Origin of the sequence: Streptomyces sp. DvalAA-14 (genome assembly GCF_900091855.1) — a bacterium.
GTDB lineage: Bacteria > Actinomycetota > Actinomycetes > Streptomycetales > Streptomycetaceae > Actinacidiphila.
The window spans coordinates 1-26,666 of the sequence record NZ_FMCH01000375.1 but is presented as its reverse complement, the minus strand read 5'-3'; the positions used below and the strand labels follow the sequence as shown (position 1 = coordinate 26,666).

Here is a 26,666-nt window from a genome sequence, read left to right as displayed (position 1 = left end):
GATCCAGGTGTGGTGTCAGTTCGGAACGAAAGCGTCGGACCACATCACCAGAGAAAATGGCCGGCATTAGCCTCCGGCATCCACGGGAGTGGTGCGAGACGTTTACCCCCCAAGCGCTGGGGTCAGCTTTCGGTAACAGTCGTTTCCCGCTCCGCACCTGCTGGGTGCCGTGTGCCTCCAACGTCAACGAGTAGCGGGCGGACATGGCTGCACGTGGCCGCGTCGCGCAGTGAGCGGTACGTCGCTGCCATGTCGCCGATGTCCTGGGGAACCTCGGCCGCTACTACGCCCACGGCTCGGAGTAAGCGTTGAAGTGTCTAGGCCTGGTGCCCAGTTCTCCGGGTCGTAGCTGCGGAGGTTGACGAAGAGCCGGCGTCGGGGTTTGGCGGTGGCCTGGTGCTCCCACTGCAGGACCAGCGGGGTCTTGCCGGCGTCCGCCCAGTACGTGTCGCCGGACTCCGGCCAGGTGTGTGGGACACGAGTGGTTCTGCCGGTCGAAGCCGAAGTCGGCCGGCGCGGCGGTCCACGCCGCGGGCGTCGTCGTCGCAGTTCTCCAGTCAGGTGACCTTCCGGGTCATGCCGCTCACCGGCAGCCGGGACGCGGCTGCGACTTCGTTCACTCGCGTCGCCCGGTTCGGGGCCTCCGACAGGTTCAACCTGGCCGGGTATTCCGAGAGGGGAAGGTTCTGATCCTGCCTGAGCTCGGTATCGAGCAGGCGGCGCAGAACCCGTATCACCCGGCCCAGGGGGAGCAGAGCTTCCTCGTCGATGGTCAGGGGGCTTCCTGGCAGCTCGCGGGCGGCGAGTGCTCGACGGCTGACATGCTTCGATCGCAATTGCTGGCAAAACGGTCCAGAATTCGACAGCCACAGCTCACCCCTGGTGCCTATTGGCGTCCGCATTCGAGGGCTACGTGTCGGGATGGAGGTGGCATCACTGATCGGCCTGCGACAGAGTGTAGAAAAGGAACAAAGAGCCTGTTCGACACCATAACGATCGAAGGATAGTACGCATGATCCACACGACCGTCGACAACATCGTGGTCCCCGACACTGCAGTGACAGAGGCCGCCCGGGACGTGGCATCGACATATCTGTCGCCCGGACTGTTCAACCATTCCCAGCGCGTATACCTATGGGCCGCTGCTCGCGGGACCGCTCTCAGTATTCCCTTTGATCCGGAATTGCTGTACGTGGCGGCGATGCTCCACGACATCGGCCTGGTGACGGCATTCGACAGCCATACCATCGCCTTCGAGGAAGCAGGCGGACACGTGGCCAGCGTGTTCGCAGCCGGAGCGGGATGGAGTGCGCACCGCCGACAGCGGCTCTCGAAGGTGATTATCCTTCACATGCAGCTGGAGGTCGAGGCTTCCGCCGACCCCGAGGGACACCTACTGTCCAACTCCGCTGCCATGGACGTCGTCGGGACGAACCTGGACGACTTCGACAGCGGTTTCCGGAGCGAAGTGCTGGCACACTACCCACGCCTCGACTTCTCCGCGGACTTCCTCGCCCACTTCCAGGATCAGGCCGCACGCAAACCCGGCAGTGCCGCGGCCGGCATGATGCGCATCGGCGCTGAGAACCTTATCGCGGACAACCCCCTGGACTGCCCCCAGCTGAGTGTCCCAGCTTCCCCGAGGAGCGGGTACGCCCGCGCTGTGGCGGTACGAGTTCGGGGCGGCGGCGCGGCTTATGGCAGCGAGCGCGTGAGCCACACCAGCTCGCCACGGTCATCTGTCGAGACGTGGTCGCGCTCAAATCCGACCTTTTCGAGGACACGAAACGATGGCGTATTCCAGGACCGCACCGTGGCCCAGAGCCGCTTCCGCCCGGTCGTGATCGCGGCATCGAGCACCGCGGAAGCCGCCTCCGTCGCGTAGCCACTTCCGTGCGCGCTCCGAAACAGCTCGTACGCGATCTCGGGCTCGTCGACGGAACTATGGCCGACGATGAGCCCGCAATACCCGATGAAGTCCCCCCGTTCACGGCGGTTGACGGCCAGCAGGGCGATCCCAGTCAGTGCCGGCGCTGCGAGTTGAGTCGCAATGACCTGCCTGCTGCGCTCGATTGATGGCGTCCCGGCGCCCCGTTCGGCGGCGAGTGCGCGATGGTTGTCTACATCGGACTCAGCCCACGGTCGCAGCGTCAGCCGAGCGGTTTCGAGTCGGAGAGGCATCGGCTGATACGGCATGACGCCACCTTATCCTCGCCATCGCACGCTGCTGGTGCCTCATCAGGCAACATTCGCCCGGTCACGACGTGGCCCAGGCATTCGTCGGTGGCGTGTTTGCTCCGCCAGATGTTGAAGAGGCGGATCATGCTGCCCTGGGGTCTTGCGGGTGGGGTGGTCGGTACCAGCCAGCGCGAAGAAGCGGAGGGCCGTGAACTGGGCCTCGATACCCTTCTGTCAGGGGCTGTTGGCGGGGGTGAAGGCGATCTCGACGTGGTCGGACCCCGTGCGGTTGGGTGTGGGTGGCACGTCCGCTTGGCCTGGGCTCGTGCGCGGGGTCCTTGAGCTCACCGTCCGCTACGAAGCGACCGTGCCGGTCGCAGCTATCAACGAACGGCTGAGACCGGCCGCTTCATTCGGAACGTGCAAGGATCCGCCGCGCATCGGCAGCAGCTGGCGAAAGCTTGGCTTCCTTCAGGTCCGCCAAGGGGACCCACTCGGCTGCGTTGGTGGAGCCATCGATCTCGCCCACCACCGTCGTCCCGTTCTTCAAGTCAACGGCGTAGAACAACGCCGTGAGGTTCCACTCCACCCCGTGCCGCTGGGCCGCGTACGTCCGTGCGTCAAGCAGTCGAGCGGCACCGAGTTCGAGTCCTGTTTCCTCGCGAAGCTCACGGGCCAGAGCCACCATGGGCTGTTCACCCGGGTCGATCCCTCCGCCCAACAGGTGCCACAGCCCGGGCGGGAAGATTGGTGAAGAGTCCGACAATCGGGCCAACAGCAGGCGATCGTCCTCCACCGCGATCGCATATACCGAAACGCGGATCTGCATGCGACCACCCACCAGTCCAGTCCCTCCCCACACCGGATTGCTGCCAGAGGGGAACTTTATCCCCATCAAAATCCACGTTTGCAACAGACCCTAGAGATCCTGGTCCGCAAGCCTGGCGCCTTCCCGGCTCGACCTCTCTCGAACAGGGTCGCTCGGCAATGAAGTTCACCCGATTCATGACGCCTGGTGAACCCGGGCCATGAAGTTCCACGGCGAGCGGAACGGCATCCGCGAACCGATCGAAGTGCTCTCGCTCGGACGGGACATGCCGCACGAACGCGTCGTCGCCGACCTGGCCGCGGCCCTGCAAGCCAATGCCCGGCTGACCGATCACGGTAGAGCGATCCTTGTCGAACGTGTCCGCTCGGGGCGCCCGGTCGGCCGTGCGGCGGCCGAGATGGGTATCTCGTCGGCCACGGCCCACACATAGGTCCGCTGCTTACGGGAAGAGGGCGAGCCGGCCCCGCACGGCACCCCACCGCACCCCGCACGCGGTGGAAACCCAGGTGTGCGAACTGCGTCGGGCCCGCGAGCTCGGGCCCGCGCGGATCGACCTGGTCCCCGGCCTGCCGGCCTCCGCCGTCCACCGCGTCTCGACCCGGCACGGCACGGCCTGAACCGGCACGCCTGCATGGCCCGCCCGACCGGCAGCGTGATCCGCCGCTACGAACGCGACCGGCCCGGCGAACTGGTCCATGTCGACATCCCGCGGTGCCCGTGACCGGCAAGGTGAGATGCCTCAAGGCGCGGCCGATTCGGCGGTCAGTTCGCCCGGCACACTTCGCCGTTCCGCCGCGTCCCGTAACTGTGCCCTCCCGCCCGCCATTTCCGCAGCTCACAAAGGTGGATGTCCCGCGATTGGGTCACCGGTGCGCCGACTGTGGCGCAGGACGCGGCGCGGACCCAACCTCGTGAGCACGGCCGGAACCAGGCCGTACCGCTCACACAAGGGAGAAAACTCGATGGACATCCGCGGAAGTCTCGCAGTCGTTTCCGCTGCGGTCGCTCTCGTCGGGGTCGGACTCATTGCACCGGCCGCCCAAGCCCAGCCTCAGTCGTCCAGTGCCGTGGTCAGCCCCATGACCTCTGTCTCGTGCGGCGGCCACTCCACCAACGAGCCGACGATCAGCGAGTGGAGCTCGAACGCCCAGGCCGTCTACACACTGCAGTGCATGCTGAACAGGTCGCTGCTGCACACGACAGTGACGGTGGACGGCAGCTTCGGGCCCTCGACGCTGAGCGCGGTCAAGCGCTTCCAGTACTGCGACTACCTCACTGTCGACGGCATCGTCGGACCGCAGACCTGGGGGGATCTGGTCTTCTGGGCGGGCAGCGACAACTGGGTCGACAACCCCTGCCGCTGACGCCTGGTTGCCGGCCCGCGAAGGCAAAGCGGCGGGCCGGCAACGCCGCCTGGGCTCGCCTCCATGGGTATCGCGCTCCTGCCCTCGGCCGGCTGCACGGCGTCTCGCGCGCCGACGAGGGAAGCCGGTCAACGCCCGGCCCGAGACCGTACGCGGCCCGGTCGCAGCACTCGACCTGGTCCTCAACAACGACAGCGGACGAGTCCACCTCGAAACCCCCCTGAACCACCGCTGCGCGGGGCTCGGCGAAGACCTCACGCGGCAGGTCGGCCGCCGGTGCCGGATGGCGGAAGTGGACTGCGGCTTGGCAGGCGATGGCGAGCTTGTCGGTGGGCATGGCGAGGCCGCGCCGCTGCTCCAGGCGCTTGATGCCTCGTTCGACGGTGTTTCGTTGCTTGTCCGCGAGTCGGTCGAAGCGAGGCGGGCGACCACCGCGGCGGCCTCGTCGTGGACGGTGACCGATCTGGTCGGACGGCTGCGGAATGGCGGCGCGGATTCCTCGGCGCTGCCTATACGTCCGGATAGCACGGACCCATTGGCGCGGTCGGCCAGAACAGCTACGGGCCGGATCCGGGGGCCGGCCAGGGCCCCTCCGAGGCACGCAGATGCGGGCCACACCGTCCCGAAGGCCGGTGCGTCACCGGCATGACCCGCCGTTCTGGTGAAAGCAAGAGGGCGGGCCCGCCCATCAAACAGACACGCCGCAACCCAGACCCAGGGTCGTAACGGCACGGCGGCCGCCTTGTCCCGATTCGGCAACGCCGCCTCCTGCGCCCTCGGGAAGGCGCATCCTCGCTCCGCAAGGGTGCGCGTCCCAGGAGGTTCCGTGTCGCCTCCGCAGTTACCGCCTCTGAACGACCGATACCAATACGATCTGGCACGCGTCACCGTGCTGCGCTGGTTCGGCGTCCGCGCCGACTTCCCCCACGACGCGCGATATCGTTCCCGGATGTCCCCGGTGAACCTGCGTCACGCAGTCCGCGCGATCATCCTCGACCAAGACGACCGCATCCTGCTGTGTCGGTTCGACATCCCGAAGCCAGAGGGAACGAGCGTCGTCTGGGCAGCCCCCGGAGGAGGCGTCGAAACCGGCGAAACCCTCCTCACGGCCCTGCGTCGGGAACTGCTGGAGGAGGTGGGCCTCACCCTCGACGCAGACCCGCCCCACGTGTGGCACCAAGAGGTCATCGATCCCGGACACGCGGCCGGTTACGACGGTGTGATCAACGACTACTTCCTGATACGCACCGCGTCCTTCAACCCTCGCGGCGCGCTGTCCGACGCTGAACTCGCCGCCGAGAACATCACCAGGCTGGAGTGGTGGCGGCTGCAGGACATCACCGACTACCACGGCACCGACCTGTTCTCCCCCCGCGACCTCGCCAGTCCGCTGGCGACACTCATCTCCAGCAACCTTCCCGACAGGCCGGTGCCACTCGGCCTGTGAGCCGTGTCCACAACCCCAGCCGATCGCCTCACAGGCGCAACACAGCGTGGACCCGAGTCAGGCCCGTGCCTGGGGAATCACGTGACCTTCTCCCTGGGGAATTTCGTGACCGTCCACACGGCCATCGTCCTCTTCGGCTTCTACCCCCAGTGGCGGCTGTCGCAGGCGGTGATGGCGAAGCGCACGGCGGTGCTCCATGTCCTCTCCCATCGGCTCCCGCGGAATCTGCCGGGCGGACGGGCGCTGACCGACGACGAAGCGAAGGAAATCGACTTGTTCGAGAAGGTCTCACAGAGTCCGTCGAGCGTGATCGACGGGCAGACCGTGGCGGCGACCCTGCTGTCCGTCGCCGGGGTCCTGGTTCCCTTGGCGGTGGCCGCCCTCGCCCGGTAGGGCGTCATGGGTGACGGAGGTAGGGTACGGGCAGGTGGCGTACGCTGCTGTGATGGATATCGGTACCGTGACCGGTCCGGCTGAGCAGACCCCTCGCACCCCCCTTGCTCCCGGTGCGGGGATCAAGGAGCCGGAGGCCGGTGTCGGCGGACGGAATGCGCCCCCGATCGGTGGGACAACAGGCAGCGCCGCATACGGGCTGGAAGACGGTGCTGAAGCGCTGGTCCGGTTCCTGGCCGGGCGGCGCTCCGCGGTCGTCCTCAGCGGGGCCGGTTTGTCCACGGAATCGGGTATCCCGGACTACCGCGGGGTTACCGGCCGCCTGCGGCCATCCGTACCGATGACCTTCCAGGACTTCACCGCGGACGAGGCGAACCGGCGCCGGTATTGGGCTCGCAGCCATCTGGGCTGGCGGGCCATCACACAGGCCCGGCCCAACACCGGTCACCTGGCCGTGACACGTCTGATGCGCTCGGGCCTCGTCTCCGGGGTGATCACCCAGAACGTCGACGGCCTGCACAGCGCCGCCGGAGCCCCTGAGACGATCGACCTGCACGGCAGGCTCGACCGTGTCGTGTGCCTCGACTGCGGCGACCGCAGCGCCCGTGCGCGCTTGGACGAGCGCCTGGCCCACGCCAATCCCGGCTTCCGCGACATCACGGCCGCCACCAACGCGGACGGGGACGCCGAACTCCCGGCTGCCCGCACCGCGGACTTCCGCATCGTGGCCTGCGAGGCCTGCCGCGTCGGAACGCTCAAGCCCGACGTGGTCTTCTTCGGGGAGAACGTGCCCGCCGAGCGCGTTCAGCGGTGCTACGACCTGGTCGACCCGTCCTTCGCCCTGCTGGTCCTGGGCTCCTCCCTCACCGTGATGTCCGGGCTGCGCTTCGCCCGGCGCGCGGCGCGCCAGGGCACTCCGGTGGCGATCGTCAACCAGGGCCCCACCCGAGGGGACGCACTCGCCGCACTTCGGCTCGACTTGCCGCTCGGACAAACTCTCACCGCCCTCGCCGACCGATTCGGCGCCTGACGCACGGCCGTCTGCGAAGCCGCAGAACCTTGCGAGTCAGTGCGGCCACAACCCGGCAGGCGCCCAAGCCCATATGTCGCGCTCCCGTGCAGCCCTGGCCGCTCCGGCGGCCTCGCCCGCCGGGGTGGTCGTCGCACTGCCGCTGCACAGCGCCGCGAGCTGATCCGGCGTAGGCCCTGGAGCGGACAGCACCGGACAACCCCGAATGCCTGGTTGAACTACTGGGGCCCTCCGGCGGTCCGTTCGCCACCCGCCGCTCCGGGGGGAGGACACTCGGTCAGGTGATGCGGTCGACGTAGATGCGTGTGGCCTGGGGTTTGCCGGGTTGGATTTCTCCTCCGGCGGTGAGGTATTCGCCCCAGGCGACGCGGTCGGAGTCGCTGGAGATCCGGGGCCGAACCGCGGTCCCGCCCCGCGAGACCTGCCGGGTGGCGCCGGGGGTTCCGTCGGGGTTGAGGAAGGTGACCATCACTGCCGAACTCGCACCGGCTGCGCCCCAGTAGGCGATGAACCCGGTCCCGGGGACAGCGTTGCCCTCGGTCGGTCCGCTGACGGCCTTCGTCGGTCGGTCCCGGCCGTCCAGGGATCGGGTCCACAGGGACGTCGGGTCGCCCTGGTCGGGTTCCTGCCAGACGACCCTGCCGGCCTGGGCGCGGGGCAGGGCGGCCTTCCCGCTGGTGGTCAGACGTTGGGGGTTTCCGCCGTCCACGGGGATCTCGAAGACGTCGGTGCCCTGGCGGGTGGCGGTGTCGTAGACGACCCAGCGGCCGGCGACGCTGGTGGAGGAGGGGCCGACACCGCTGATCAGCGTCCGGTTGGTGCCGGTGGCGATGTCGTAGGAGTGGACCTCGCCGGCCCGCTTGTCCTTGGTGAGCTGGGTCCACACCACGTGCCCGGCCGAGGCCGCGGGGACGGGCACGATGCGCTCGGCGCCGCGGCTGGTGGCGATGACCTGGTCGTGGCCGGTACGGATGCTGGTCAGGTGCATCTTCCAGCTGACGTCTCTGGTGTCGTCGGTCTGCATGGCGGGCTGGTCGGTCCAGGCGATGTAGTCGCCCACGCCGGCTGCGATGTCGCACTGCCCTCGCGGGTAGCGGCTGCGTGCGACGACCTTGGCCTTACGGGTGGTGAGGTCGATGACCGTGACCTTGTCGTCGGTGCGGCCGTCGGCTAAGGACGGGTCGGCGGAGCTGTACAGCAGGTAGTGGGACCAGACCTGCACATGGGAGACCTGGTTCTCGGTGATGTCGAAGTGAGCCAGGGAACGGATACGGGTTCCGCCCGCGCTGTCGGTCGCGGCCGACGTGCCGGTCCCGGGTCGGGGCGTCCTGGCGGTCGGAACCGGGGCCGGGGAGTGTGAGTCCTCGGCCCTGGCGTTGCCCGGATGCCCGGAGCAGCCGGTCAATGCCAGCAGTGTGATGGCGGCGGTGCACAAGGCCGGGACGGCGCGAGGTCGCGGGCTCTGCCGGGCATTCATCAGGGGTCTTCCTCACGGTTTGGCGTCAGGCGACGATGCCCCGGGGCCGCGAGGGGTTGATGGGTCTGGCCCGCCTGCGCTGCGGTCACATCTTCGTCCAGCTTTGGGCCGGGTTCGGCGTCGGGCTGCCCACAGCCATACCCGCCCGCAAGGTCAAAAGCCGCGCGGCGGAGGAACGTCCGATCGCACGAGGCGGACTCGCTCGGCTGATACGCGGCCGGGCAGGTAGACGAATCCGTTGCCGTTGTCGAGGAGCAGCCCCTCATCGATGCCGTCCACGGACCAGAGATCAACCGGCCCACCGGTGTTGTTGATCTGAAGGAAGAACTCCGCTCCTTCCTCGCCCTGACAGACGAAGATCCCCTCCACCTCAGGGCGGCGGCTGCCGGCGATTCCCGGTGCGGCGCCCATCCGGGTCCAATCCAGGCCATGCTGTCCGATCGACCGCCGATTGAGCACGGACGAGACGTGGAAGAAGTTCGGCGTATCAAACACGCCAGGAGTATAGGAGGCAGTGGGGCTTCCTCCGCGCCTACCGCAGGTGCTGTACGGGGACGTGGTGGACAGCGCGGTCGACCTGGTCGACCGCGCTGTCCAGGACGGGCAGGTGCGGCAGCGTGCGCTTCGCGAAGCGAATGGCTAACTGGCCGACTGGCCGACTGGCCAACTGGCCAACTGGCCGACTAATTGAATCAGTTGTGCTCAGCGTCCCAAAGGCGCACGGTCCGGGCGGTCACCCCCTGGAGGTCGGTGCCCGTGGTCGTAGCGGTAAGCCCATCCGACCCTGCTGTGAATGACTCCAGTAGCGGCGTCGTAGTTGAAGGGTTCGTAGTCCGTCCTGGTTACGCAGCTTCGTGTGGCGGCGACGCCGGTGTGGCTGAGCGCGTCAGCGACGCGGATGACCGGCCGGTCCACAGCCATGCGTGATGGCGGGTGCGGCCAGCGATGTCAGCACTGTGCACGGCGGCCACCACTGTCATCACCGGCCATGCGAGCAAGGTCGTCGCCATCTCGAGGGATCCCACGTCCGTGCCCAGCGCCACGTCCAGAACCTCGGCGGGGAAGACCAGGGCTGCAAGTATCGCCCCTGTGAGGGCGGGCCCCCGGGAGCGGCTGTCGACGGCCCGCCGGTAGGCGAGCGCCAGACCTCCACCGATGAACACCCCCATCAGGGCGCCCTCCGGCGTACTCCCGAGCAGGAGTATCGCGCCGTCACGCGTGAGATGAACCGGGACGTGCTGTACCCGCCGGGCAGTTGTACGGAGCAGTCGTCAAGACCGGTGGATTCGTGGCCAGATGGCGTGAGACGCCGTGTCGGGGGGAATCGGGCGGGGTGCTCGACCGACCAGGGGCGGCGGGGGGTGACATCACGTCCTTGCCAGATGTTCGTGCGGGGGTGAGCAGGAGTCCGGAATGCCTCTCAGTCGGCCACGCCCAAGGTCACGGTGCGGGATCCGGGTGTGAAGTCGCCGAAGGACTGTTGCCATGACTCACCGGGCCAGTAGTACGTCACGCGGCCTTCGACGGGCCGGTAGTGGGCCGTGTAGAGGGTCCTCGACCCCTGCTCTTCGACGGGTCGGTACAGCGGCGGCTTCAGCATCGCCGCGACGTCCGCGCCCGCGGCGCGGATGGCGCGCAGCCGTTCCTGTGTTTGCAGGGCCCGCTCCTGCTCGTCGGTCACCGGCAGGTGCTGGTGATTGGCGGCGCAGGCATCCGGCGCCACCATCGGTGACATATCCGGCCCCACGAACACCGTCACCGCCTTCACAGGATCGACGAGGGTGGGGTTCTGTGGGACGGCGTGACGGGCAGGGACCGCAGCCTGCCGACCGCTTTATCGACGGTGTCGCACGTCTCCAGCAGGTAGCGCACCACGATGAGAATGGCGAAGCCACGTCCGTAGGCGGAACGTCCGCCCCAGGTGAGCGAGACCGCGAGACCGGCGTCGTTCATCCCGTCCAGCAAGCCCCACAGCACGTCCTGCATCCCGATCACAGGGCGCAGGAAGCAGGAGGAGACGATGGCGCCCTCGCACTGATCGGGCGGGAAGTCGTAGTTGCGCAGCAGAGTGCCGTTCTGGCCGATCTGGGTGCAGCCCGGGGAGAACGGCCGCAGCGCCGCGTGGGTGAGGAAGGCTCCCGCCTCGGGCCCGCCGAGTTGGCCGGCCAGGCGGTCCAGAGCCGGGACCAGTTCCGGCATGTGGGCACGGAACAGCGCCCGAACGCGATCCGCGCCCTGCGGAGTCCGGCCCTCCTCGGTCAGCAGGCTTTCCATCTCCCGCCACAGGGGCCGGGCGTAGGCGGCCCACCGCCCATCGCCGCCGTCGCCCACCTCGATCGCCTGGAAGGTCTTGAGCTGTTCCCGCACGGCTGCCACTCCCCCTGTGCGAATCGGACGAGGCGCGGGCAACCTAGCTCATTGCGGGGCGAATCACCAGGGGCCGCCATCGGGGACGGCCAGGGCGCCGGATCTGGTTGAAGCCGCCGGACGCGAGCGTGGCCGATCCCCCGTAGGCGATCGCGTCCCGCCTTGACGGAGACGGTCGGACGCGGGGGGAACGGCGGGCCTTCGAACTCGGAGATCTCCCGCCGGACATCGGCTGAGTCTTCCGCCGCGTCCGCCGGATGCGTCGCGGTGCGGGCCCCGGGGCGCACGCCCCGCCCATCGCGGCGCAACCGTCCGGCACCCCGCGGCCGTCCGGCAACCCAGGTCGAAAGTGCCGACGCCGTCCATGCCGGAGGCAACGCCCTGACGGTCCGGCAGGCAGTGTGGCAAGCTATGACGCCGGTTCAAAGGGGGAAACGCACGATGGCTGATCTCGGCTACGATCTCGTGGCCCTGGACGGGTTCGGCGGGCAGCTGCGCCGTATCAAGCAGGGGCTGGAAGCGAGCCGCTCGTTGATCGACGCGTATGACGCGGACTTCGGCCACGATACGGTCCGGGACGCGATGCATCACTTCGAGAAGCACTGGCGGGACGGGCGCGGCCATGTGGAGCACACCGCGGAAAGCCTGTCCACGATGGTCACCGAGGCGGTCAAGGCGTGAACCAAGGTCGATGAGGATCTCGCCGGGCAGTTGCGTGACAGTGTCGGGGGGCAGCGGTGAGCGGGGGTGCGGGCCCGCGGCTGGATGTCGGGATGGGCTATACGCTCCAGGTGCCCGGCAGTTGGTTCGAGGTGGATGTTCGGCCCGCCACACGGGCGGCCTCCGCCGCCGAGCTGGTGGGCGCCCGTCTCACTGACCTGCCGGAGCTGCGCGCGCGGCGCGCGGACGTCGTCCGGCTGATCCGCAAGCAGGCGGCGGGCGCGTGGGACGCGGGGGCGGTGTACTGCGCGGTGATGGCCGAGCCGGTCGCCGACGGGCTGCTGACCGCCTGCGTCACCGTGTCGTTCGTGGCCGGGCCCGCCGATGCCCGCAGCGACGCCGAGGACCGGATCGGTCCGCTGATCGCCCAGCTGACCTCCACGTCCGCGCAGCGCGAGGACGATCCGTGGACCGAGGTGACCACCCTCGAGCTGCCGCACGCCGGGCCGGCGGCCCGCAGTCACGGAGTCGAGGATGTCGAGGACGCGGCGTCGGGGCGGTCACTGCGTGCGGTCACCATGCAGACCTTTGTGCCGCTGCCCGATGTCAACCGGGTCGCGATCGTCTCGTGCAGCAGCCCCGCGGTGGAGGTCGCTCCGGCGCTGCTGGACGTGTTCGATGCCGTCACGGAAACGTTTCGGCTCTTTCGTACCGCCGATCTTCTGGAGCGTCGTCCCTGATGGCCCGGCCCGCGGACTGGCACGTGCTCGACCTGACCGAAGACCCCACCCCCGGTGACCCGTTGCGGGTCCGCGAACTGGCGCGTCGTACCCGGCTGATCGCGGACGACGCCGAGTCCGCCGCCCGCAACGTCCGCGGCCTGGCCGGGGACGACGCGACCTTGACGTGGATCGGGGCGGCCGGCGATGTGTTCAAGGACGCGATCGGCAAGTTCCCCGGGCAGCTGGACAAGGTCGCGCACTCCCACCACATGGCCGCCGACGCGCTGGGGACCTACGCCGACGACCTGGACAACGCGCAGGGCCAGGCCGACCGGGCACTGTCCCAGGCCAGGCAGGTCTACGACCGGGTGAGGTCGCTGCACTCCGAGCTGGCGTCGGCCGGCGCCACCCTCAGCGGCCTGGACAAGACGCCCGCTCCACCCGACCCCGAGCAGGTCAGGAATCGAGCGCGCAAGCACACCGCCGCACAGGACCGGGTCGACTCCCTGACGTCACAGCTGTCCGGCCCGCAGGCGCAGCTGGAAGCGGCGAAAAAGCTGGCCCACCAGGCCGCGGGGCTGCGGGAGTCGGCCGCAAGCGCGGCCGGGAAAGCACTGCACGACGCGGCAGACTCGGGCATCCCGCCGGACTCCTTCTGGCACAAGCTCGGCGACCTCGCTGCCAAGGTGTGGCACGGCATCGTCGTGGTCGCCAAGATCGTCGTCGTGGTCGGCGGCATCATCGCGCTGATCATCGGCGGCCCGATCGCCTGGATCGTGTTCGCCGCGGCGCTGCTGGTCCTGGCCGACACCATCTACCAGTACACCCAAGGCAGAGCCTCGCTGTGGGATGTGGCACTCGCCGCTATCAGCTGCATCCCGATGACCAAGGGCCTGACCACGCTGGCCGAGCTGAAGACCGCCTTCCAGGCCGGCGGGCTGATCGGCGCGGGGGTGCACGTCCTCGGCGCGGGCTGGGGCGCGGTCAGGGGGTTGGGCAGCCTGGCCGAGGTGGCCTGGGAGGGCAGGTCGGCGCTGCCCGGCCTGATCCGGGCGCTGCCGTTCACCGCCTGGGGCAAGCTCACCCAGATGTCCTCGGAACTGCGCTACGGCGCGAAGGGCCTGCTGACCGGTTTCGGTAGCGGCTTCGCCGACGGCTCGGCGTTCTTCGGTTCCTTCCGCAGCGGCTTCGCCGAGGCGAAAGACGGCTGGAGCGCGGGCCGGTCCACCGCCCGCGGCCTGCCGTCCTGGCAGGCCCGGGCCTGGCAGGGCAGCGGCGCCTACCCCGGTATCGACGTCTTCCATGACACGGTGGTCTCCGCGGGAACGGACCTGGAGGTGCTGCACCCGGCGCTCACCGGTTTCGCGGTGCCCGAGGGCACGATGGCCAAACTCGGCCTGGACTCGGCCGGGATCAGCCGGGGTGTGCAGGTCGGGCCCTCCGACCTGGTCCCCGGCCGGATCCTGCACGAATACCGCACCGAGGGGGTCACCATCCACTTCAACGCCGACACCCCGGCCGCCACCGGCATCGCCCGCGCCAACGCGCAGTTCGGCGCCGGCGGCCTGCCGCAGTTCTTCGTGCCGAACCTCGCCGACCACATCGCCTCCGGCACCATCTCGGTGATCGACTCCGGCGGCAGCGGCCGGGTGCTGCCCATGCTCAACAAAGTCGTCGCCGACACCAGCGGCGGCGGGCATATTCCGCTCACCAATTTCGACCTGCCGCCCGGGTCTTCGATCCTGACCAACCAGCGGACCAAGGACACTTTCAATGCCGGTGTCTCGTTCGTCCACGGCGTCGGCTCCGGCATGTTCCGCGGCGCCCAGGCCGGCGCGGACGTCACCGCCCCGACTCGCTGAGGCCCCATGACCAGCAACGACGACCGCCCCCTCATCTCCTCCAGCCCAGACCCGGACCGCCCTTACTCCCATCTCGAACCGGTCGTGGCGGCCGAACTGTCCTGGGGCAACCGCGTCCTGTCCAACTGGGGCCGCACCGACCCCCTGCTCGACGACCGCACCCTGTCACTGATGCGGCCCTTGCACATCGACCAGCTCCGGCAGACATTCCGCTTCCCGCCCACCATCCGCCTGTACGCCGTGCTCCCCCGCCCCGGCTACCGCGAGAAGGGCCGACTGCTGCTCTCCGACACCGAGCGGTACGTGACGATCTACTCGCCGCTGCCCAAGGAATGGACCCAGGCAGGGGAGGTGGCACTGTGAACCAGGAGCCGGACCGGCCGCCGCCGGACGCTCCGGACTCCTCCGAGTCCTTGGAGATGGCGGTCAACCCGCTGATCTTCCGCATCGCCGACAGCAATGTCCTGATCGGCGTGCAGCCCACCGACCGCGGGCCCGAGCTCATGTACACCGATACCGGCGACCAGCTGTGCGCGGTGGCGTACACCGACCCCGAGGAGATCCGGCGCGACCTGCCGGGCGGATACCGGCTCTTCCAGATCACGGTGCCCGAACTGCTGCAACGGCTGGCACCGGGGTGCGGCCTGGTCGTCAACCCCCGTGCCGCTTCCCCGCTGGTGGTGATGCCTTGGGAGCGTGACGCCGTGATCGCCGCGGGCCGGCCGTTCCCAGCCGGCGCTCCCGTCCGTATCAAGCAGGGCGGCGATCATCAGCCGGACCTCATCGCCGCGGCGCGGCCGAGGGTCGAGGCCCTGAGCGGGGTGCGGGCGGTGTATCTGACTCGCTATCAGGTCGCCGATGCCCGCGAGAAGATCCTCGTCGCCTACGACCACGACCCCGCCGCGCCCGGCGCCGACACCGCGGCGGCCGAGGCGTTCGTCGCCGCCGCCGCGCAGATCGGCCTGCCCGACCCGATGCAGATCGTGGCCCTGCACGACATCCCTGACGAACTGCGCCGCATCGTCCTGGCCGACGTCCCACCCTGCTACGTACGGGCCGACCCTGCCTGACCCGCGTTCCCACCCCTCGGGAACCGGCCGGGCCGACCGCCTCCCGCAACCGTCGAGCGCGCAGTGCACCTCGCCGAGGCCGACAAGCCGACGACTCCCCCGGAGCGGAGGCCGTGCGGACGCGAGGAGCGACCAGCGGACGGAGCCCGTCAGACGTTGAGCGACAGGCCACGCCCGCTGCTGGCCGTCTTCGATCAGACGGTCGGGTCGGGCATGATCTCCCGGACCTCCTGCGCGCAGCGGCACGCGGCAGCGATCTTGGCCGCCCACTCCAGCGCGTCCTCACGTGAGGGCACATCAATGACGGAGAACCCGCCGAGCACTGCCTTGGTCTCCGGGTACGGGCCACTGGTGACGGTCCCGTCGGTGGCCACGACACTCGCCTGCTGAGTTTGCAGTCCACCACCAAAGACCCACACACCGGCGTCCTGAGCCTTGCGCACCACCTCGTGCGCGGCCTCGTCCAGCGCGGGCAAGTCCTCTTCGGCAAAGGTCATCGCGCCGTCATCGAACGAGATCAGGTACCGCGTCATATACATGGCTCCCCAGGTCGTCGGCCTCCTCCGGCCGCCTCTCACCCTACGTCCTACGTCGAATGCCTTCCTTCCGAACCGACACTCCCCCGGCGTCCGAAGTGCGGCGTCCCGGCCGGTTGGTACTGCACTCGTAGATCGTGATCTTCCTGTCTGGTTCACGGCCTGTCGGCGGTATTGGCCGGCCCTGGGTGAGCGGGATCAATCCGTCCGGGGCCGGAGGGCGGCCGCCGCCTCCAACAGAGACCAGCCGTCGACCTCCACCGCCCGCTGCTCCGGCTGCCATCCGCGGGCCGAAGCCGCATCGAGCAGGGCCCGGGCGGCGCCTGGTTCATGCAGGTTGAGGGAGCCGCCCTGGATGTATCCCACGTCCCCGGAGCCCATGGGGGCAGCGCCGACGTATCGGCCCGGGCCGTCGGCGAAGACGATGTGCAGTGGGCCGCCGGTGCCTGCCGGCTGCGGGTACAGCGTGAGGGTCTCGCAGCAGTCCGCGAACCGGCCGCCGTCCAACACGCGGTGGCGGTGGCGGAGCGTCCACAGGTACACCCGTCCGTCGGCGATCAGTCGGCGGGGCCTGCTCGAACGGCGAGGCATGGTGCCGAGGGTACGACCTGACCCTCCGGGCACGGCGCGGCGCGGCGCGGCGGATCATGGTCGGAGCCGTCAGCGGATGGCGGCGGTGGTGACGGCGCCGTGGGGCGACCATCAGCGGTAGTGGGCCAGCTGCCGGCCCCGCGCGCGCTTCCGGCGCGGCCCGCCGCTTCGGGTTGCCGCCGTCGACATCGTCGCCTGTCACGGTCTATGGCTGGAGGTCGCGCTGGTACCAAGTGCCTGACTTGCCGCCGAGATCGGCCGGGGTGGCAGGGCCGACCGGGACGAACCCGGCCTTGGCCAAGACTCTCTGGGACGCGGCGTTGTCGTGGGAGGTGGCCGCCCGCAGTGTGAGCACGCCGTGCATCTCTGTCGCCCTCCGGCACAGCTCCCGGACGGTCGCGGTCGCCACGCCGCGGCCGGCGACCCGCTCCGAGACCCGGTAGCCGAGTCTGGCGGTGCCGTCCTGCACGTCGTAGAGGTTGAACCTGCCGAGCACCGAGCCGTCCTCGGCGACGAGCACGTAGAAGGCGCAGGTGCCGGCCTCCTGCTCGGCCAGCGAAGCGTTGTACCGGTCGGTGAACCGGTCGAAGAAGTCGTCGCCGCGGTCGGAGATCGAAGCGGCGAAGTAGGCGCGGTTCGCCAGCTCGAAGGCCAAGACCGCCGGGGCGTGGGCAGCATGCAGTGGCTTCAGCTTGGGCATTGCCCGACCTTACCCAGCGGGTTCGCTGAGGCCACCTGGTTTTGCTGACAGCTCGGTCGCCGCCCCCAGCGGGTCGTAGGTGTCGGGTCGATATTCGGGCTGGGTTTCGATCGAAGTCGGTCTTCGCCGGAGTGACGCCGAACGAGGTAACCGGAAGCCACTTCGCCCAGCAGCGGCGCGGACATCGGCGCGGACTGGGCAACGGCCGCGGGCAGTGACAGCAGCAGCGCGAGCAGCCCCACCACGAGCCCGACTGCCCCGGAAGGGCGGCCCCGGCGGCCCCGAGCCCGACAACGCCCGGCCGGCCTGGGACAGCACCGACCACCGGCGGGTCCGCGTCCGCAGGGACCGCCACGGGAGGGTCCGGCTCCGGCTCCGGCTCCGGCTCCGGCTCCGGCGGGTCGACCTCCGGGGGCAACGCCCCAGGAGCTTTGGCCGCCACCGGGACCGACCCCGCTCCGCTGCTGTTCGGCGGCGCGGCCGTCGCGGTGGCCGGTGCCGTACCGGTGACAGGGGAACGACGCGGGGCCCGCCGCGACCACTGCTGACAGGCAGCGGTGTCGCCCTGGGGCGTTCGTGCTGCTTCGAGCGAACCCGGCCCTTTGATCGCGGTGCGGAAGCGCCGCCCAGCATGACGCACAACGGACATCCCGGATCCTCAACAGGACGGCGCGTCATACGGGGACGAACGTTGCTTACTGCGGCGCGAGGCCGTGTCTGACCATTGATCTCTGCGAAGCTGAGCTGTCCGAGGCCGGCGCGGAGGGGTCATGGGAAAGTGACTGTCCGGACGGGCCACGTTTCGTCGATCCGAAGTAGGCGCGGACGGCGTCCGCCTCCCGGGGCACGAGAGTGGTCGCGGGGCGGTCGGCGAACCGGCCGTCGGCGGACACATGGTCGTTGTGACCGTGCGAACGGCCCGGGCGAGCTGCTGTCCCACCGTCCCGTCGCCGTCCACCGCCGACCGCACCCTCGGCATCGGGTCGGCCACCTGCCATGTCCGTTCACGCCGGTCACCGCCCGGGCCCGCGTCCACCACGAAGCCGTACTCGGCTTCCGGTAGGTGCCCTCTCCGACGAAGCCGCGCCCGGGCGGGAGACCGGTGTGCCGTTCGGCGGGCTTCCGGGCTCAGCGGGCGGACGGGTCGGCCGCTGCGCGACCACCATCCGGCCCGGCGGAGTCAGTCGGTCGAGGATGGGCGACCGGGCGGCCTGGCCGAGCAGTGCGTCGCCCCGGCACCACCTGCGTGGTCAAAGGCGGTTGAAGGCGCGGCGGGCCGTGGTCTCCCGCGGTGAAGGAGCGGGGCGACAGTTGGAGGACCGCCCCCGCCGCGCCGGGGGGCGGCCCGTTCCCGGGGCCAGACGCCGGCCGGCGACAACGGGCAGACGTCCGCGCACCGCGGGTGTGCTGATCGGGTCAGCGCAGAGCGGCCTCGCCCGCGTGGACGGCGCGCATGGCGCGCTCGACCGTCTCCTGGGTTTCGCCGACCGGAGCCACGTAGTCGAGGACGCCGCGCGCGGCGTCCTCCCCGAGCAGGCGGGTGATCACCCACGCCGCGAGGTACTGGGACGCCAGGCAACCGCCCGCCGTGGCGATGTTCCCCTCGGCGTGGAACGGCGCGTCCAGCACGGTGACACCGCAGGCCTCGACAAAGGGCCGGCTGGTGCGGTCGGTGGACGCCGGCATGTCGTCCAGCAGCCCGAGCCGGGCGAGTACCAGCGCGCCGGAGCACTGCGCACCGATCAGCTGACCCGAAGGGTCCAGCAGCAGCCGGGAGAGCAGCCGGTCGTCGGCCACGACCTCGCGCGCCTTCACGCCGCTGCCGATCAGCACGGCGTCGGCTCCGGTCACGAACTCCATCGGGCGCTGCCCGGTCACCTCGACGCCGTTCATCGACGTCACCACGGGCGTCGGTGTCGTGATGAAGGCTTCCAAGCCGCCCTTGCGGCACCGGTTGATGAGTGCGGACGCGATAAAGCTGTCGAGCTCGTTGAATCCGTCGAAGGTGACCACGGCTACCTGCATCACAACCCCTTCTCGTACGGCATCGGATCTGCGGTCTGACTCGTGTGCGGTCATGGGGCGAGGGCCTGTCAGCCGGTGAAGCCGCGGACCTCGACGTCGTCGGGCTCCAGAAGGCGGCCGTCCTGCGCGCGCATGTCGAGGCGGGCCACGGGCAGGCCGTCACGCTTGTCGACGAGTCCGAGCCACTCCTCGTCCGCGCCGAACAGATTGTCCTCACCCCACTGCCGCAGCGCCACCAGCGGGACCCGCAGGGCCATGCCCTTCTCCGTCAGCCGGTACCCGCGGTACGCGCTGCCGTCGGACGCGGGGGCGGTGGCCAGGACGCCGTGCTCGACGAGCTTGGCCAGCCGGACGCTGAGGATGTTCTTGGCACAGCCGAGGCTGCGCTGGAACTCGCCGAACCGGGTCATGCCGGCGAGGGCGTCCCGGACGATGAGCAGCGACCACCAGTCGCCGATCTCGCCCAGCGAGCGGGCTATGGGGCACGACGCCCCGCTGAGGTCCGTCTTGCGCATCGGCGTCCTCCCCGGACTAGTGGTTTCACTATTAAACCTTACGCGGCGGGCCGGCGGTCGGACGAGCCGGGCGCTCGCTTGCGCCGGTGGTGCACGCGTGATACTGGTTTAAAAACGAAACCACAGGAGTTGAGATGAGCTTCGCGTACGCGTCGATCCGGACCCGGCAGGAAGCGGGTGTCCTGTTCGCCACCCTCGACGCCGACCCCCTCAACTTGATCGGCGCCGATCTGGTCCGCGACCTCGTCTCGCTCGTCGACACGCTCTACAACGACCCCGGTGACGTGCGGGTCGTGGTGATCGACAGCGCCTCCGCGGAGTTCTTCTCCGCGCACGTGGACCTCACGGCGGTCCCGCAGTACACCGCCGAGGCCGCCAGGGCCGGCGGTCCCGGTGACGCCTCGCTGGGCATGTTCCTGCACAAGCTGGCGCGGGTCCCGGTGATCACCGTCGCCAAGGTACGCGGCAGGGCCCGCGGTGGCGGCAACGAACTCGCCCTGGCGTGCGACATGATCTTCGCCTCGCGCGAGAAAGCGGTCGTCGGGCAGTTCGAGGCCGGCACGGGCGCACTGCCCGGCGCGGGCGGCATCCAGCACCTGACCCGCCGACTGGGCAGGACACGCGCCATCGAAGCCGTCGTCGGCGCGGACGACTTCGACGCCGACCTCGCGGAGCGCTACGGCTGGATCAACCGCTCCCTGCCCGATGCTGAACTGGACGGCTTCGTCGACCGCCTGGCCAGGCGTATCGCCGGCTTCCCGCCGGAGGGCGTCAAGGCCGCCAAGCGCGCCATCAACGACCTCACGCTGGCCGGCCCGGCGAACATCCGCTCCGACGCGGCCACGTTCCAGGCGCTGATCGCGCTGCCCGAAACCCGCGAGCGGCTGAACTACCTGACCGAGCGCGGCCTCCAGACGCCGGGCGGGACCGAACACGACCTGGGCAAGGCGGTGGCAGAGTTCCCCGGCTGAGCGCGAAGCGCGCCGGGCACTCCCCCGCCGGATACCACCGGCCGGAGGCGGGAGCGCCCGTCAATCCCGACGGCCCAGGGCGCTGCCCAGCTGCGACAGCAGGAGACTCCTGAAATCCTCCGGCGCCGCGCCGCCCTGATGAAGGACCCGGGGAATGATGAGACCGGCCAGGATGGCAAGGAGGAAGTCCACGACATCCGACGGACGGTGTTCGGGACGGAACAGCCCTGTGTCGCATCCCTCCTGAACCGCCGCCAGGAAGGGCTGGCGATAGCGTCTGTTGACTTCCACGCTGTGCTCGCGCAGTTCCTCGTCGCGCATCGCCGAGCGCCAGAACTCCAGCAGCGTGCGCTGCACCGGCTCGGGATTCCCCAGGCTGCGATCGATCAGGGCGACCAGACGCTCCCACGGATCGGCATGCGCCGCGGCCAGCTCCGCAAGCGCCTCGACTTCCTGATTCGTCGACCGCTGAAGGGCTTCGATCAGCATGTCTTCCCGGGATCCGAAGTAGTTCTGCAGCGTACTGACCGCCGTGCCGCTGGCGGCCGACACATCGGCGAAGCGGGTCCCCTCGTACCCCCGGTCGGCCAGCACCTCTATCACGGTGTCCAGGACCGTCAGCCGCTTGCGTCCGCCGGCACGTCTCGTCCTCTTTTCAACAGGCATAACAATACGGTACAGCGATACCGAAGTCAGGCCAAAGCCGACAGGTGACAGAGCGCCGTGCCCGCCGCCCGACCACGGGACACCACCACCAGATCATTGCAGGGACAGCAGCCGCAGCCGCGCGCCGCACGAGACCGCCGCCGAAGCGGCCGACGCGCGAGCGCAGCACCTCGGTGCTGTCGGGCCGGAGCCGGCGGCCGAGGCAAGGCGGACCCCTTCCCCGCCGTGGCGGGCCGGCGGCGCGGTCGCCCACGTCGGCGGCAAGGCCCACCCGGAAGCCGCGTCGTCCGGTCGGCGAGGAGATCTGCTTCCGACTCGGGTCACCGTCCGTCTCCGTCCCCGCGAGATCCGGGGACGGCGACGGAGGGCGTCACGGCGGAGACCGGGAGGGGGTCAGCCGTGTTTGGCGACGTATTGCGGCACCCAGAAGGCGGTGCGGTCGAGGTAGGCGGTCTGGGCGGCGGCGCCGGACGTGCCGTAGGCGCCGTTGTAGGTGAGGTAAGTGACGGGGTTGGTGGGCGGGGTGTTGGTGGCGGGCTCGATCATGCTGCCCTCGTGCCATTCGTTGAAGGACGTGATGCTCACCCAGGTCGACCGCCACGGCGTCGGCGAAGCTCGGGACGGCGGTGTCGGACCGCTCCTGAGCGGTGCGCAGCGCATCCAGGGTGCGGCCGATCCTGACCCGCACGGTATCGAGCAGGTCGAGCTGCTCCTGCCGTCCCGAATCGGCGGCCGGACGCGCGGTCACCCGCCGGTCGACAACGGTGCCGCCGGCGTCCAGCGCCTCGCGCAGTCAACCCATCCCCTGGCCTGCTCCACCACCGCGGGCGCGCGTCGGGGGAAAACCCGGGGACCGGCGACGCCATGCCCGCCGGGACCCGTGGGCTCCCGCACGCGTTCCCCACCAGGAAAAACTCCGGTTCCCGGCGGAACATGGCACGGGAGAGGCAAAGCAGCGAAAGGGAGCACTTCCATGCCGGACACCACCACCGTCGCCGTGCTCGGCGCGGGCGCGCTCGGCGCCGCGATGGCAGCGCGGCTCGGCGAGACCGGACACGAGGTGCGGTTGTGGAACCGTACGGAGGCCAGGGCCCGCGCGGCGGCGGAGAACGCTGCGGGCGTCACGGCAGTGCGCACTGCTGCCGATGCGGTCTCCGGCGCGGCCGTCGTGATCACCGTGCTCCGTGACGGCGACGCGGTGTCGGCCGTCATGTCGGATGTCCTGCCCCGGCTCAACGATGGCGCCGTCTGGGTCCAGGCGAGCACCGTGGGCCCGCACAGCGCCGCCGCCCTCGCCGGCATGGCTCGCGATCACGGCGCCGACTACCTCGACGCACCGGTTTCGGGAAGCACCACTCCCGCCCGGCAGGGCAACCTCGTCTGGCTCGTCGCCGGCCCGGAGGATGTCCTGGCACGGGCACGCCCCGTGCTCGACGACCTCGGCTCGTCGGTACTGCACGTGGGCACGGGAGTGGAAGGCAGCGCCGTCAAACTGGCGGTCAACGCCTGGATGGCGGCGGCCACGGTGGCCATGAGCGACGTCCTGGGCCTGTGCGACGCACTCGGCATCGACCATGCGACCTTCGTCCGCGTACTGCAGGCGGGCCCGCTCGCCATGCCCTACGAACTGCAGAAGGTCGACGCCATGGACCACACGTCGTACGCCCCCGGATTCGCCGTGCAACTCGCCCTGAAGGACCTCGACCTCGCCGCGATGGCCGCCGCCCCCAGCCCCCTGCTCCAAGCCGTCCGCGACCGCCTGGACGCAACCGCCGCAGCCGGACACGACCAGGACGACCTCGCAGCCGTCGACCACCTGAGGAAGCCGCCACCACCCGGCCACCCGGGCCGAAGCAGCGAGGCCGGGCCGTAGAGAGGTCTTCGATCCGACCCCACCCGCCCCCCGTCTTCCCGGCGGCACGGGGCGGCGGCGGGTATGCGATCATGCTCTCTCGGCGTGGACGGGGAGGATCATATGACCGCGTTGATCATGATGGCAGCGGCTGACGGTCCACCAGCAACCGCCGGGACCGAGCTGGCCGGATTTCTCATCTGCTGCGCCACGGGGGCCGCGGTCATCACCTACGGTCGGATGCAGCGCCGTTCGGGCCGCAACATGTTCCTGCCCGACCGGCCGTTCCGGTTCGGCGGAGTCCTGCACCAGCCCCCGCCCGAGCGGAGGACACGTCGGGCGGTCGGCCGGTTCTTCGAGATCGTCGGCTGGATCCTTGTCGTCATCGGCATCATCAACGGTCTCGTGCTGCTCTGAGCCGGCGCTTTCATCAGTTGCTCGGTGACGGGGCTGCCCCGCCGCTACGCCACCGGCATGTCGAGCTCTCCGACCGGACACCCCGCTGCGACCTGTTCCAGCGTCCCGCTCCGCCGGGTCAGCGGGCCACATGGGCCCTTCGGACACGATGGCCAGGCGTCATGGCCGTCCGTCCTCAAGGGCCGCCTGTCGGAGGGGGTTTGAGCGTGTGCCCATGCGAACAGGGGGAATCGGGCGGCGTCCGCGCCCAAGCTCTTCCGGGCGGTAGCGGACAGCAGGGGCCGTCCGGTTGCCGCGCGGGCGGCCGGCTCGGCTGCGAGCATGTGCAGCCGGGGCCGTCCCGCGGATGCGGCCACGCCCCGGGCGTTTCGATCAGCCGCCCGGAGATGTCGCCGAACCTGACGCTGTGCGCCGCACAAAAAGTGTCGGCGGAAGGCTGACGCGCCTGGTCCAGGCGCTGAGCAGTAGCATCCCGGCCCCCGGGCCGGGCGGTGGCACGCCCCCCGGTCGCAGGCCCTGGTCTTCACGAACGGGCGGTGCCCAATTCGCTTACGTGCGCTGGGCCTCCCCCGCGCCTAAGACGTCGTTTCTTATGGCGGCGCGGTCGTTGAAGGTTGCATGGCGGACTTGGTTGAGCGGTTGGTGCCGGAGGAGTTGTGGGTGCTGTTTCGGCGGGTGGTGCCGCCGACTGAGGTGAAGCGTCCTCAGAGTGGTGGCCGGCGCCGGGCCGGGGACCGCGAAGCTCTGGCCGCGATCATCTTCGTGGCGACGTCAGGCTGCACCTGACGGCAGCTGCCGCCGGTCTTCGGTCCGGCCTGGCCCACTGTCTACCGGCGCTTCGCGCAGTGGAGCCGGGACCGGGTGTGGGCCAGGCTGCACCGAGTGATCCTTGATGAGCTCGGTGCCCTCGGTGAGCTGGACTGGTCGCGATGCGCCATCGACTCCGTAAGCGTCCGGGCCACAAAAGGGGGCCTCTGACGGGACCGAATCCGACCGATCGCGGCAAGCTCGGATCGAAGATTCACCTGCTCACCGACAGGAACGGACTTCCCCTGTCGCTCGGGATATCTGCGGCGAACATGCACGACAGCCTGGGCCTGGAGCCGCTCGTGCGTGGGATCCCGCCCATCCGCTCCCGCCGCGGCCCGCGCCGGCGGCGCCCGGCGAAGCTGCACGCCGACAAGGGTTACGACTACGACCATCTGCGTCGGTGGCTTCGCAACCGTGGCATCCGCCACCGCATCGCCCGCAAGGGCGTGGAGTCCTCACAGCGGCTCGGCCGTCACCGGTGGGTAGTGGAGCGGACCGTAAGCTGGCTGGCCGGATGCCGACGGCTCCACCGCCGCTACGAGCGCAAGGCCGAACACTTCCTCGCTTTCGTCGGCATAGCGGCCCTCCGCATCTGCTTCTGTCGGCTGACTACCTAATTCCCACGACGAGGGCGAGGTGGTGAGCCAGCCCCGTCAGAGACCCGATGGGTGACGGGAAAGCCAGTCGGCATGCCGATCGCGCATCTGATCCCGCTCCTCGGGCGCGGCGAGAAAGACATCGGCGCCACCGTCGTAGGGGTGGTAGATACGTCCCATCTGGGTGTCGGTGACGAGGACTCCCGCAACCTTGTCGTCCGCGATGTCGCGGAGCAGCTCGTCGAGGCAGCCGTATTCCCAGGTCTGGCGGGCGGCGAAGAGGTGGCAGTAGGTACGGAACTCCGGATCCGGATCGTCCTCCACCAACAGGCTCTGCCAGTAGCCGGCATCTTGCCGGAATCGCGGAACCTCGGCTTCGGTCGCCCAAACTGGAGTGATCACGTAGACATCCTCACCGGCGAACAACTCATCGAGGACGGTGTTGTACCGCTCCAGGACGACGGTGTACTCGCTCTCGTCGTCCGCGTATCGCTTCGACTCCGGCAGGCTGTGGAACCGCACCCAGACATTCCGGTACGGGTCGCGGAGCTTGTACCCAACAGGAGGACAGTTGGGCCAGTGCTGCTGCCACAACCCCGTCAAAGCCGCCGTTACGCCTCCAGACATCTGCCGTACCCGTCCTCTCCCGCAGCGGCCTCTACCGATGGTCATGATGCCCCGCGCCCGTTCACCAAGAGAAACGACTTCTAAGACGATGTCTCACGTGGCTGTGCCGTGAAGTGCGGCATGATTGTTCTTCGTGGGTGCTGATCTGTCGCAGCGGCTGGTTCCTGACGGGTTATGGGATCTGGTCGCGCCGCTGCTGCCGTCGTTCACGCCTCGTCGCCAGGGTGGCGGTACTGCGCCCCTGGACGAGCGGGCGGTGTTCACTGCCGTGGTGTACGTGCTGACCAGCGGGTGTGCGTGGCGGCACCTGCCACCGTCGTTCGGCGTCTCGCCGGCCACCGCGCACCGCCGGTTTGCCGCATGGACGAAAGCGGGTCTGTGGCGGCGGCTGCACCGGGCGGTCCTGGACGAGCTCGGTGCGCGCGGTGAACTCGACTGGTCATCGGTGATCATCGACGCCGCCTCGGTGCGGGCGAAAAAGGGGGTCCGCTGACCGGGCCGAACCCGGTCGACCGCGGCAAACCCGGCAGCAAACTGCACGTACTGTCCGAGGCCCAGGGCATCCCGCTGGTCGTCGGCGTCTCCGCGGCGAACACCCACGACAGCCTGGCCCTCAAACCCCTCGTGAAGGCGATACCGGCCGTGCGCTCCCGGCGCGGACCGCACCGGCGACGCCCCGGCAAGCTCCGCGCAGACAAGGCGTACCACTCCGCCGACACCCTCACCTGGCTGCGCAAACGCAACATCGTCGCCCGCATCGCCCGCCCAGGCATCGAGTCCTCCGAACGGCTCGGACGCCATCGCTGGAAGATCGAACGCACCATCTCTTGGCTGTTCGGCTACCGTCGGCTCACCGTTCGGTACGAGCGCAAGGGCAGCCACTTCCTCGCCTTCCTCGGCCTCGCCGCCACGCTGATCTGCTTCAAGAAACTCGCCAAACTCACCACATGAGACATCGCCT

Annotated in this window: 29 protein-coding genes and 4 pseudogenes; 17 read left to right on the top strand and 16 right to left on the bottom strand. The window is 69.6% G+C overall.

The genetic code is table 11. From position 1 onward, the window contains the following. Nucleotides 1-1,012 precede the first annotated feature (1,012 nt). Nucleotides 1,013-1,249, top strand: a pseudogene (locus GA0115240_RS38365) (HD domain-containing protein); the annotation flags it as partial. A 446-nt stretch (nucleotides 1,250-1,695) separates the two neighbouring features. Here the strand turns inward: GA0115240_RS38365 and GA0115240_RS19440 are convergent. Together GA0115240_RS19440 and GA0115240_RS19435 are read right to left on the bottom strand one after the other, a co-directional pair. Next, entirely contained in the window at nucleotides 1,696-2,196 is a 501-nt protein-coding gene (locus tag GA0115240_RS19440) for a GNAT family N-acetyltransferase (protein WP_093737949.1), read from the bottom strand. A gap of 391 nt (nucleotides 2,197-2,587) precedes the next feature. After that, complete coding sequence (locus tag GA0115240_RS19435; RefSeq protein WP_237555021.1) at nucleotides 2,588-3,007, bottom strand: NUDIX domain-containing protein; 420 nt, start codon at nucleotides 3,005-3,007, stop codon at nucleotides 2,588-2,590. A 265-nt stretch (nucleotides 3,008-3,272) separates the two neighbouring features. Here GA0115240_RS19435 and GA0115240_RS38360 point away from each other — a divergent pair. Together GA0115240_RS38360 and GA0115240_RS36985 are read left to right on the top strand one after the other, a co-directional pair. Next, nucleotides 3,273-3,719, top strand: a pseudogene (locus GA0115240_RS38360) (leucine zipper domain-containing protein); the annotation flags it as partial. A 367-nt stretch (nucleotides 3,720-4,086) separates the two neighbouring features. Further along, entirely contained in the window at nucleotides 4,087-4,371 is a 285-nt protein-coding gene (locus GA0115240_RS36985; protein WP_161302296.1) for a peptidoglycan-binding domain-containing protein, read from the top strand. A 292-nt stretch (nucleotides 4,372-4,663) separates the two neighbouring features. Here GA0115240_RS36985 and GA0115240_RS38355 read toward each other — a convergent pair. Then, a pseudogene (locus GA0115240_RS38355) lies at nucleotides 4,664-5,061 on the bottom strand (transposase); the annotation flags it as partial. A 136-nt stretch (nucleotides 5,062-5,197) separates the two neighbouring features. On the opposite strand from GA0115240_RS38355, the gene GA0115240_RS19415 reads away from it, so the two are divergent. The 3 genes from GA0115240_RS19415 (at nucleotide 5,198) to GA0115240_RS19405 (ending at nucleotide 7,241) form a co-directional block, all read left to right on the top strand. Next, complete coding sequence (locus GA0115240_RS19415) at nucleotides 5,198-5,818, top strand: NUDIX hydrolase (protein ID WP_256069890.1); 621 nt, start codon at nucleotides 5,198-5,200, stop codon at nucleotides 5,816-5,818. Nucleotides 5,819-5,899: 81 nt separating this feature from the next. Next, on the top strand, nucleotides 5,900-6,211 hold the full coding sequence (locus tag GA0115240_RS19410; protein WP_093737944.1) for a hypothetical protein: 312 nt from the start codon (nucleotides 5,900-5,902) through the stop codon (nucleotides 6,209-6,211). Nucleotides 6,212-6,263: 52 nt separating this feature from the next. Then, nucleotides 6,264-7,241, top strand: coding sequence for an NAD-dependent protein deacetylase (locus GA0115240_RS19405; protein ID WP_093737943.1), 978 nt, complete (start codon nucleotides 6,264-6,266; stop codon nucleotides 7,239-7,241). A 277-nt stretch (nucleotides 7,242-7,518) separates the two neighbouring features. Here the strand turns inward: GA0115240_RS19405 and GA0115240_RS19400 are convergent, their stop codons facing one another. Continuing rightward, nucleotides 7,519-8,718, bottom strand: a complete 1,200-nt coding sequence (locus GA0115240_RS19400; RefSeq protein WP_093737942.1) for a hypothetical protein — start codon at nucleotides 8,716-8,718, stop codon at nucleotides 7,519-7,521. 153 nt (nucleotides 8,719-8,871) lie between these two features. After that, nucleotides 8,872-9,213 carry a hypothetical protein gene (locus GA0115240_RS19395; protein ID WP_093737941.1) on the bottom strand — a complete coding sequence of 114 codons (342 nt, stop codon included), beginning with the start codon at nucleotides 9,211-9,213 and terminating at the stop codon, nucleotides 8,872-8,874. Between the two features lie 19 nt (nucleotides 9,214-9,232). On the opposite strand from GA0115240_RS19395, the gene GA0115240_RS38350 reads away from it, so the two are divergent. Beyond that, a complete protein-coding gene (locus GA0115240_RS38350; protein ID WP_256069889.1) occupies nucleotides 9,233-9,361 on the top strand; it encodes a hypothetical protein in 129 nt (42 codons plus the stop codon). A gap of 199 nt (nucleotides 9,362-9,560) precedes the next feature. Here GA0115240_RS38350 and GA0115240_RS19390 read toward each other — a convergent pair whose 3' ends face one another. The 3 genes from GA0115240_RS19390 to GA0115240_RS38340 form a co-directional block, all read right to left on the bottom strand. Beyond that, nucleotides 9,561-9,887, bottom strand: coding sequence for a hypothetical protein (locus GA0115240_RS19390; protein ID WP_093737940.1), 327 nt, complete (start codon nucleotides 9,885-9,887; stop codon nucleotides 9,561-9,563). Nucleotides 9,888-10,138: 251 nt separating this feature from the next. Beyond that, entirely contained in the window at nucleotides 10,139-10,486 is a 348-nt protein-coding gene (locus GA0115240_RS38345) for a C45 family peptidase (RefSeq protein ID WP_237555020.1), read from the bottom strand. Beyond that, complete coding sequence (locus GA0115240_RS38340; protein WP_256069888.1) at nucleotides 10,483-11,085, bottom strand: carcinine hydrolase/isopenicillin-N N-acyltransferase family protein; 603 nt, start codon at nucleotides 11,083-11,085, stop codon at nucleotides 10,483-10,485. The genes GA0115240_RS38345 and GA0115240_RS38340 overlap by 4 nt, the downstream gene beginning before the upstream one ends. A gap of 441 nt (nucleotides 11,086-11,526) precedes the next feature. On the opposite strand from GA0115240_RS38340, the gene GA0115240_RS19380 reads away from it, so the two are divergent. From GA0115240_RS19380 to GA0115240_RS19360, 5 genes are all read left to right on the top strand, one after another. Continuing rightward, a complete protein-coding gene (locus GA0115240_RS19380; RefSeq protein WP_093737939.1) occupies nucleotides 11,527-11,766 on the top strand; it encodes a hypothetical protein in 240 nt (79 codons plus the stop codon). A 92-nt stretch (nucleotides 11,767-11,858) separates the two neighbouring features. Then, a complete protein-coding gene (locus tag GA0115240_RS19375; protein ID WP_093737938.1) occupies nucleotides 11,859-12,485 on the top strand; it encodes a hypothetical protein in 627 nt (208 codons plus the stop codon). Next, nucleotides 12,485-14,329, top strand: coding sequence for a putative T7SS-secreted protein (locus GA0115240_RS19370; protein ID WP_093737937.1), 1,845 nt, complete (start codon nucleotides 12,485-12,487; stop codon nucleotides 14,327-14,329). The genes GA0115240_RS19375 and GA0115240_RS19370 overlap by 1 nt, the downstream gene beginning before the upstream one ends. A 6-nt stretch (nucleotides 14,330-14,335) precedes the next feature. Continuing rightward, entirely contained in the window at nucleotides 14,336-14,692 is a 357-nt protein-coding gene (locus tag GA0115240_RS19365; RefSeq protein WP_093737936.1) for a hypothetical protein, read from the top strand. Further along, complete coding sequence (locus tag GA0115240_RS19360) at nucleotides 14,689-15,399, top strand: enhanced serine sensitivity protein SseB C-terminal domain-containing protein (RefSeq protein WP_093737935.1); 711 nt, start codon at nucleotides 14,689-14,691, stop codon at nucleotides 15,397-15,399. The genes GA0115240_RS19365 and GA0115240_RS19360 overlap by 4 nt, the downstream gene beginning before the upstream one ends. A gap of 194 nt (nucleotides 15,400-15,593) precedes the next feature. On the opposite strand, the gene GA0115240_RS19355 is transcribed toward GA0115240_RS19360, so the two are convergent. From GA0115240_RS19355 to GA0115240_RS19335, 5 genes are all read right to left on the bottom strand, one after another. Then, nucleotides 15,594-15,932, bottom strand: a complete 339-nt coding sequence (locus tag GA0115240_RS19355) for a YciI family protein (RefSeq protein WP_093737987.1) — start codon at nucleotides 15,930-15,932, stop codon at nucleotides 15,594-15,596. 201 nt (nucleotides 15,933-16,133) lie between these two features. Next, the gene (locus tag GA0115240_RS19350) at nucleotides 16,134-16,526 is read right to left on the bottom strand and encodes a hypothetical protein (RefSeq protein WP_176725115.1); all 393 of its coding nucleotides are present in this window, start codon (nucleotides 16,524-16,526) and stop codon (nucleotides 16,134-16,136) included. A 205-nt stretch (nucleotides 16,527-16,731) separates the two neighbouring features. Beyond that, entirely contained in the window at nucleotides 16,732-17,226 is a 495-nt protein-coding gene (locus GA0115240_RS19345) for a GNAT family N-acetyltransferase (RefSeq protein WP_093737933.1), read from the bottom strand. A gap of 1,416 nt (nucleotides 17,227-18,642) precedes the next feature. Then, nucleotides 18,643-19,251 carry a DJ-1/PfpI family protein gene (locus tag GA0115240_RS19340; RefSeq protein WP_093737932.1) on the bottom strand — a complete coding sequence of 203 codons (609 nt, stop codon included), beginning with the start codon at nucleotides 19,249-19,251 and terminating at the stop codon, nucleotides 18,643-18,645. Between the two features lie 68 nt (nucleotides 19,252-19,319). Continuing rightward, entirely contained in the window at nucleotides 19,320-19,766 is a 447-nt protein-coding gene (locus GA0115240_RS19335) for a winged helix-turn-helix transcriptional regulator (RefSeq protein WP_093737931.1), read from the bottom strand. A gap of 134 nt (nucleotides 19,767-19,900) precedes the next feature. Here GA0115240_RS19335 and GA0115240_RS19330 point away from each other — a divergent pair, with 134 nt between their 5' ends. Further along, on the top strand, nucleotides 19,901-20,737 hold the full coding sequence (locus GA0115240_RS19330) for an enoyl-CoA hydratase/isomerase family protein (protein ID WP_093737930.1): 837 nt from the start codon (nucleotides 19,901-19,903) through the stop codon (nucleotides 20,735-20,737). 60 nt (nucleotides 20,738-20,797) lie between these two features. Here the strand turns inward: GA0115240_RS19330 and GA0115240_RS19325 are convergent, their stop codons facing one another. Together GA0115240_RS19325 and GA0115240_RS19320 are read right to left on the bottom strand one after the other, a co-directional pair. Beyond that, the gene (locus tag GA0115240_RS19325; RefSeq protein ID WP_093737929.1) at nucleotides 20,798-21,403 is read right to left on the bottom strand and encodes a TetR/AcrR family transcriptional regulator; all 606 of its coding nucleotides are present in this window, start codon (nucleotides 21,401-21,403) and stop codon (nucleotides 20,798-20,800) included. 393 nt (nucleotides 21,404-21,796) lie between these two features. Further along, the gene (locus GA0115240_RS19320; RefSeq protein ID WP_256069887.1) at nucleotides 21,797-21,988 is read right to left on the bottom strand and encodes a hypothetical protein; all 192 of its coding nucleotides are present in this window, start codon (nucleotides 21,986-21,988) and stop codon (nucleotides 21,797-21,799) included. Nucleotides 21,989-22,376: 388 nt separating this feature from the next. On the opposite strand from GA0115240_RS19320, the gene GA0115240_RS19315 reads away from it, so the two are divergent. From GA0115240_RS19315 to GA0115240_RS19305, 3 genes and pseudogenes are all read left to right on the top strand, one after another. Continuing rightward, nucleotides 22,377-23,276, top strand: coding sequence for an NAD(P)-dependent oxidoreductase (locus GA0115240_RS19315; protein WP_093737927.1), 900 nt, complete (start codon nucleotides 22,377-22,379; stop codon nucleotides 23,274-23,276). A gap of 102 nt (nucleotides 23,277-23,378) precedes the next feature. Next, nucleotides 23,379-23,672 carry a hypothetical protein gene (locus tag GA0115240_RS19310; protein ID WP_093737926.1) on the top strand — a complete coding sequence of 98 codons (294 nt, stop codon included), beginning with the start codon at nucleotides 23,379-23,381 and terminating at the stop codon, nucleotides 23,670-23,672. A 618-nt stretch (nucleotides 23,673-24,290) separates the two neighbouring features. Continuing rightward, a pseudogene (locus GA0115240_RS19305) lies at nucleotides 24,291-25,099 on the top strand (IS5 family transposase). A gap of 36 nt (nucleotides 25,100-25,135) precedes the next feature. Here the strand turns inward: GA0115240_RS19305 and GA0115240_RS19300 are convergent. Next, nucleotides 25,136-25,600, bottom strand: a complete 465-nt coding sequence (locus tag GA0115240_RS19300; protein ID WP_093737925.1) for a DUF3885 domain-containing protein — start codon at nucleotides 25,598-25,600, stop codon at nucleotides 25,136-25,138. A gap of 250 nt (nucleotides 25,601-25,850) precedes the next feature. Between GA0115240_RS19300 and GA0115240_RS19295 the strand changes: the two genes are divergently transcribed. After that, nucleotides 25,851-26,656, top strand: a protein-coding gene (locus GA0115240_RS19295; RefSeq protein WP_161302305.1) for an IS5 family transposase whose coding sequence is annotated in 2 segments (ribosomal slippage) — nucleotides 25,851-26,181 and nucleotides 26,181-26,656 — 807 coding nt in all. Because the reading frame shifts where the segments join, the coding sequence is not laid out codon by codon here. Nucleotides 26,657-26,666 lie beyond the last annotated feature (10 nt).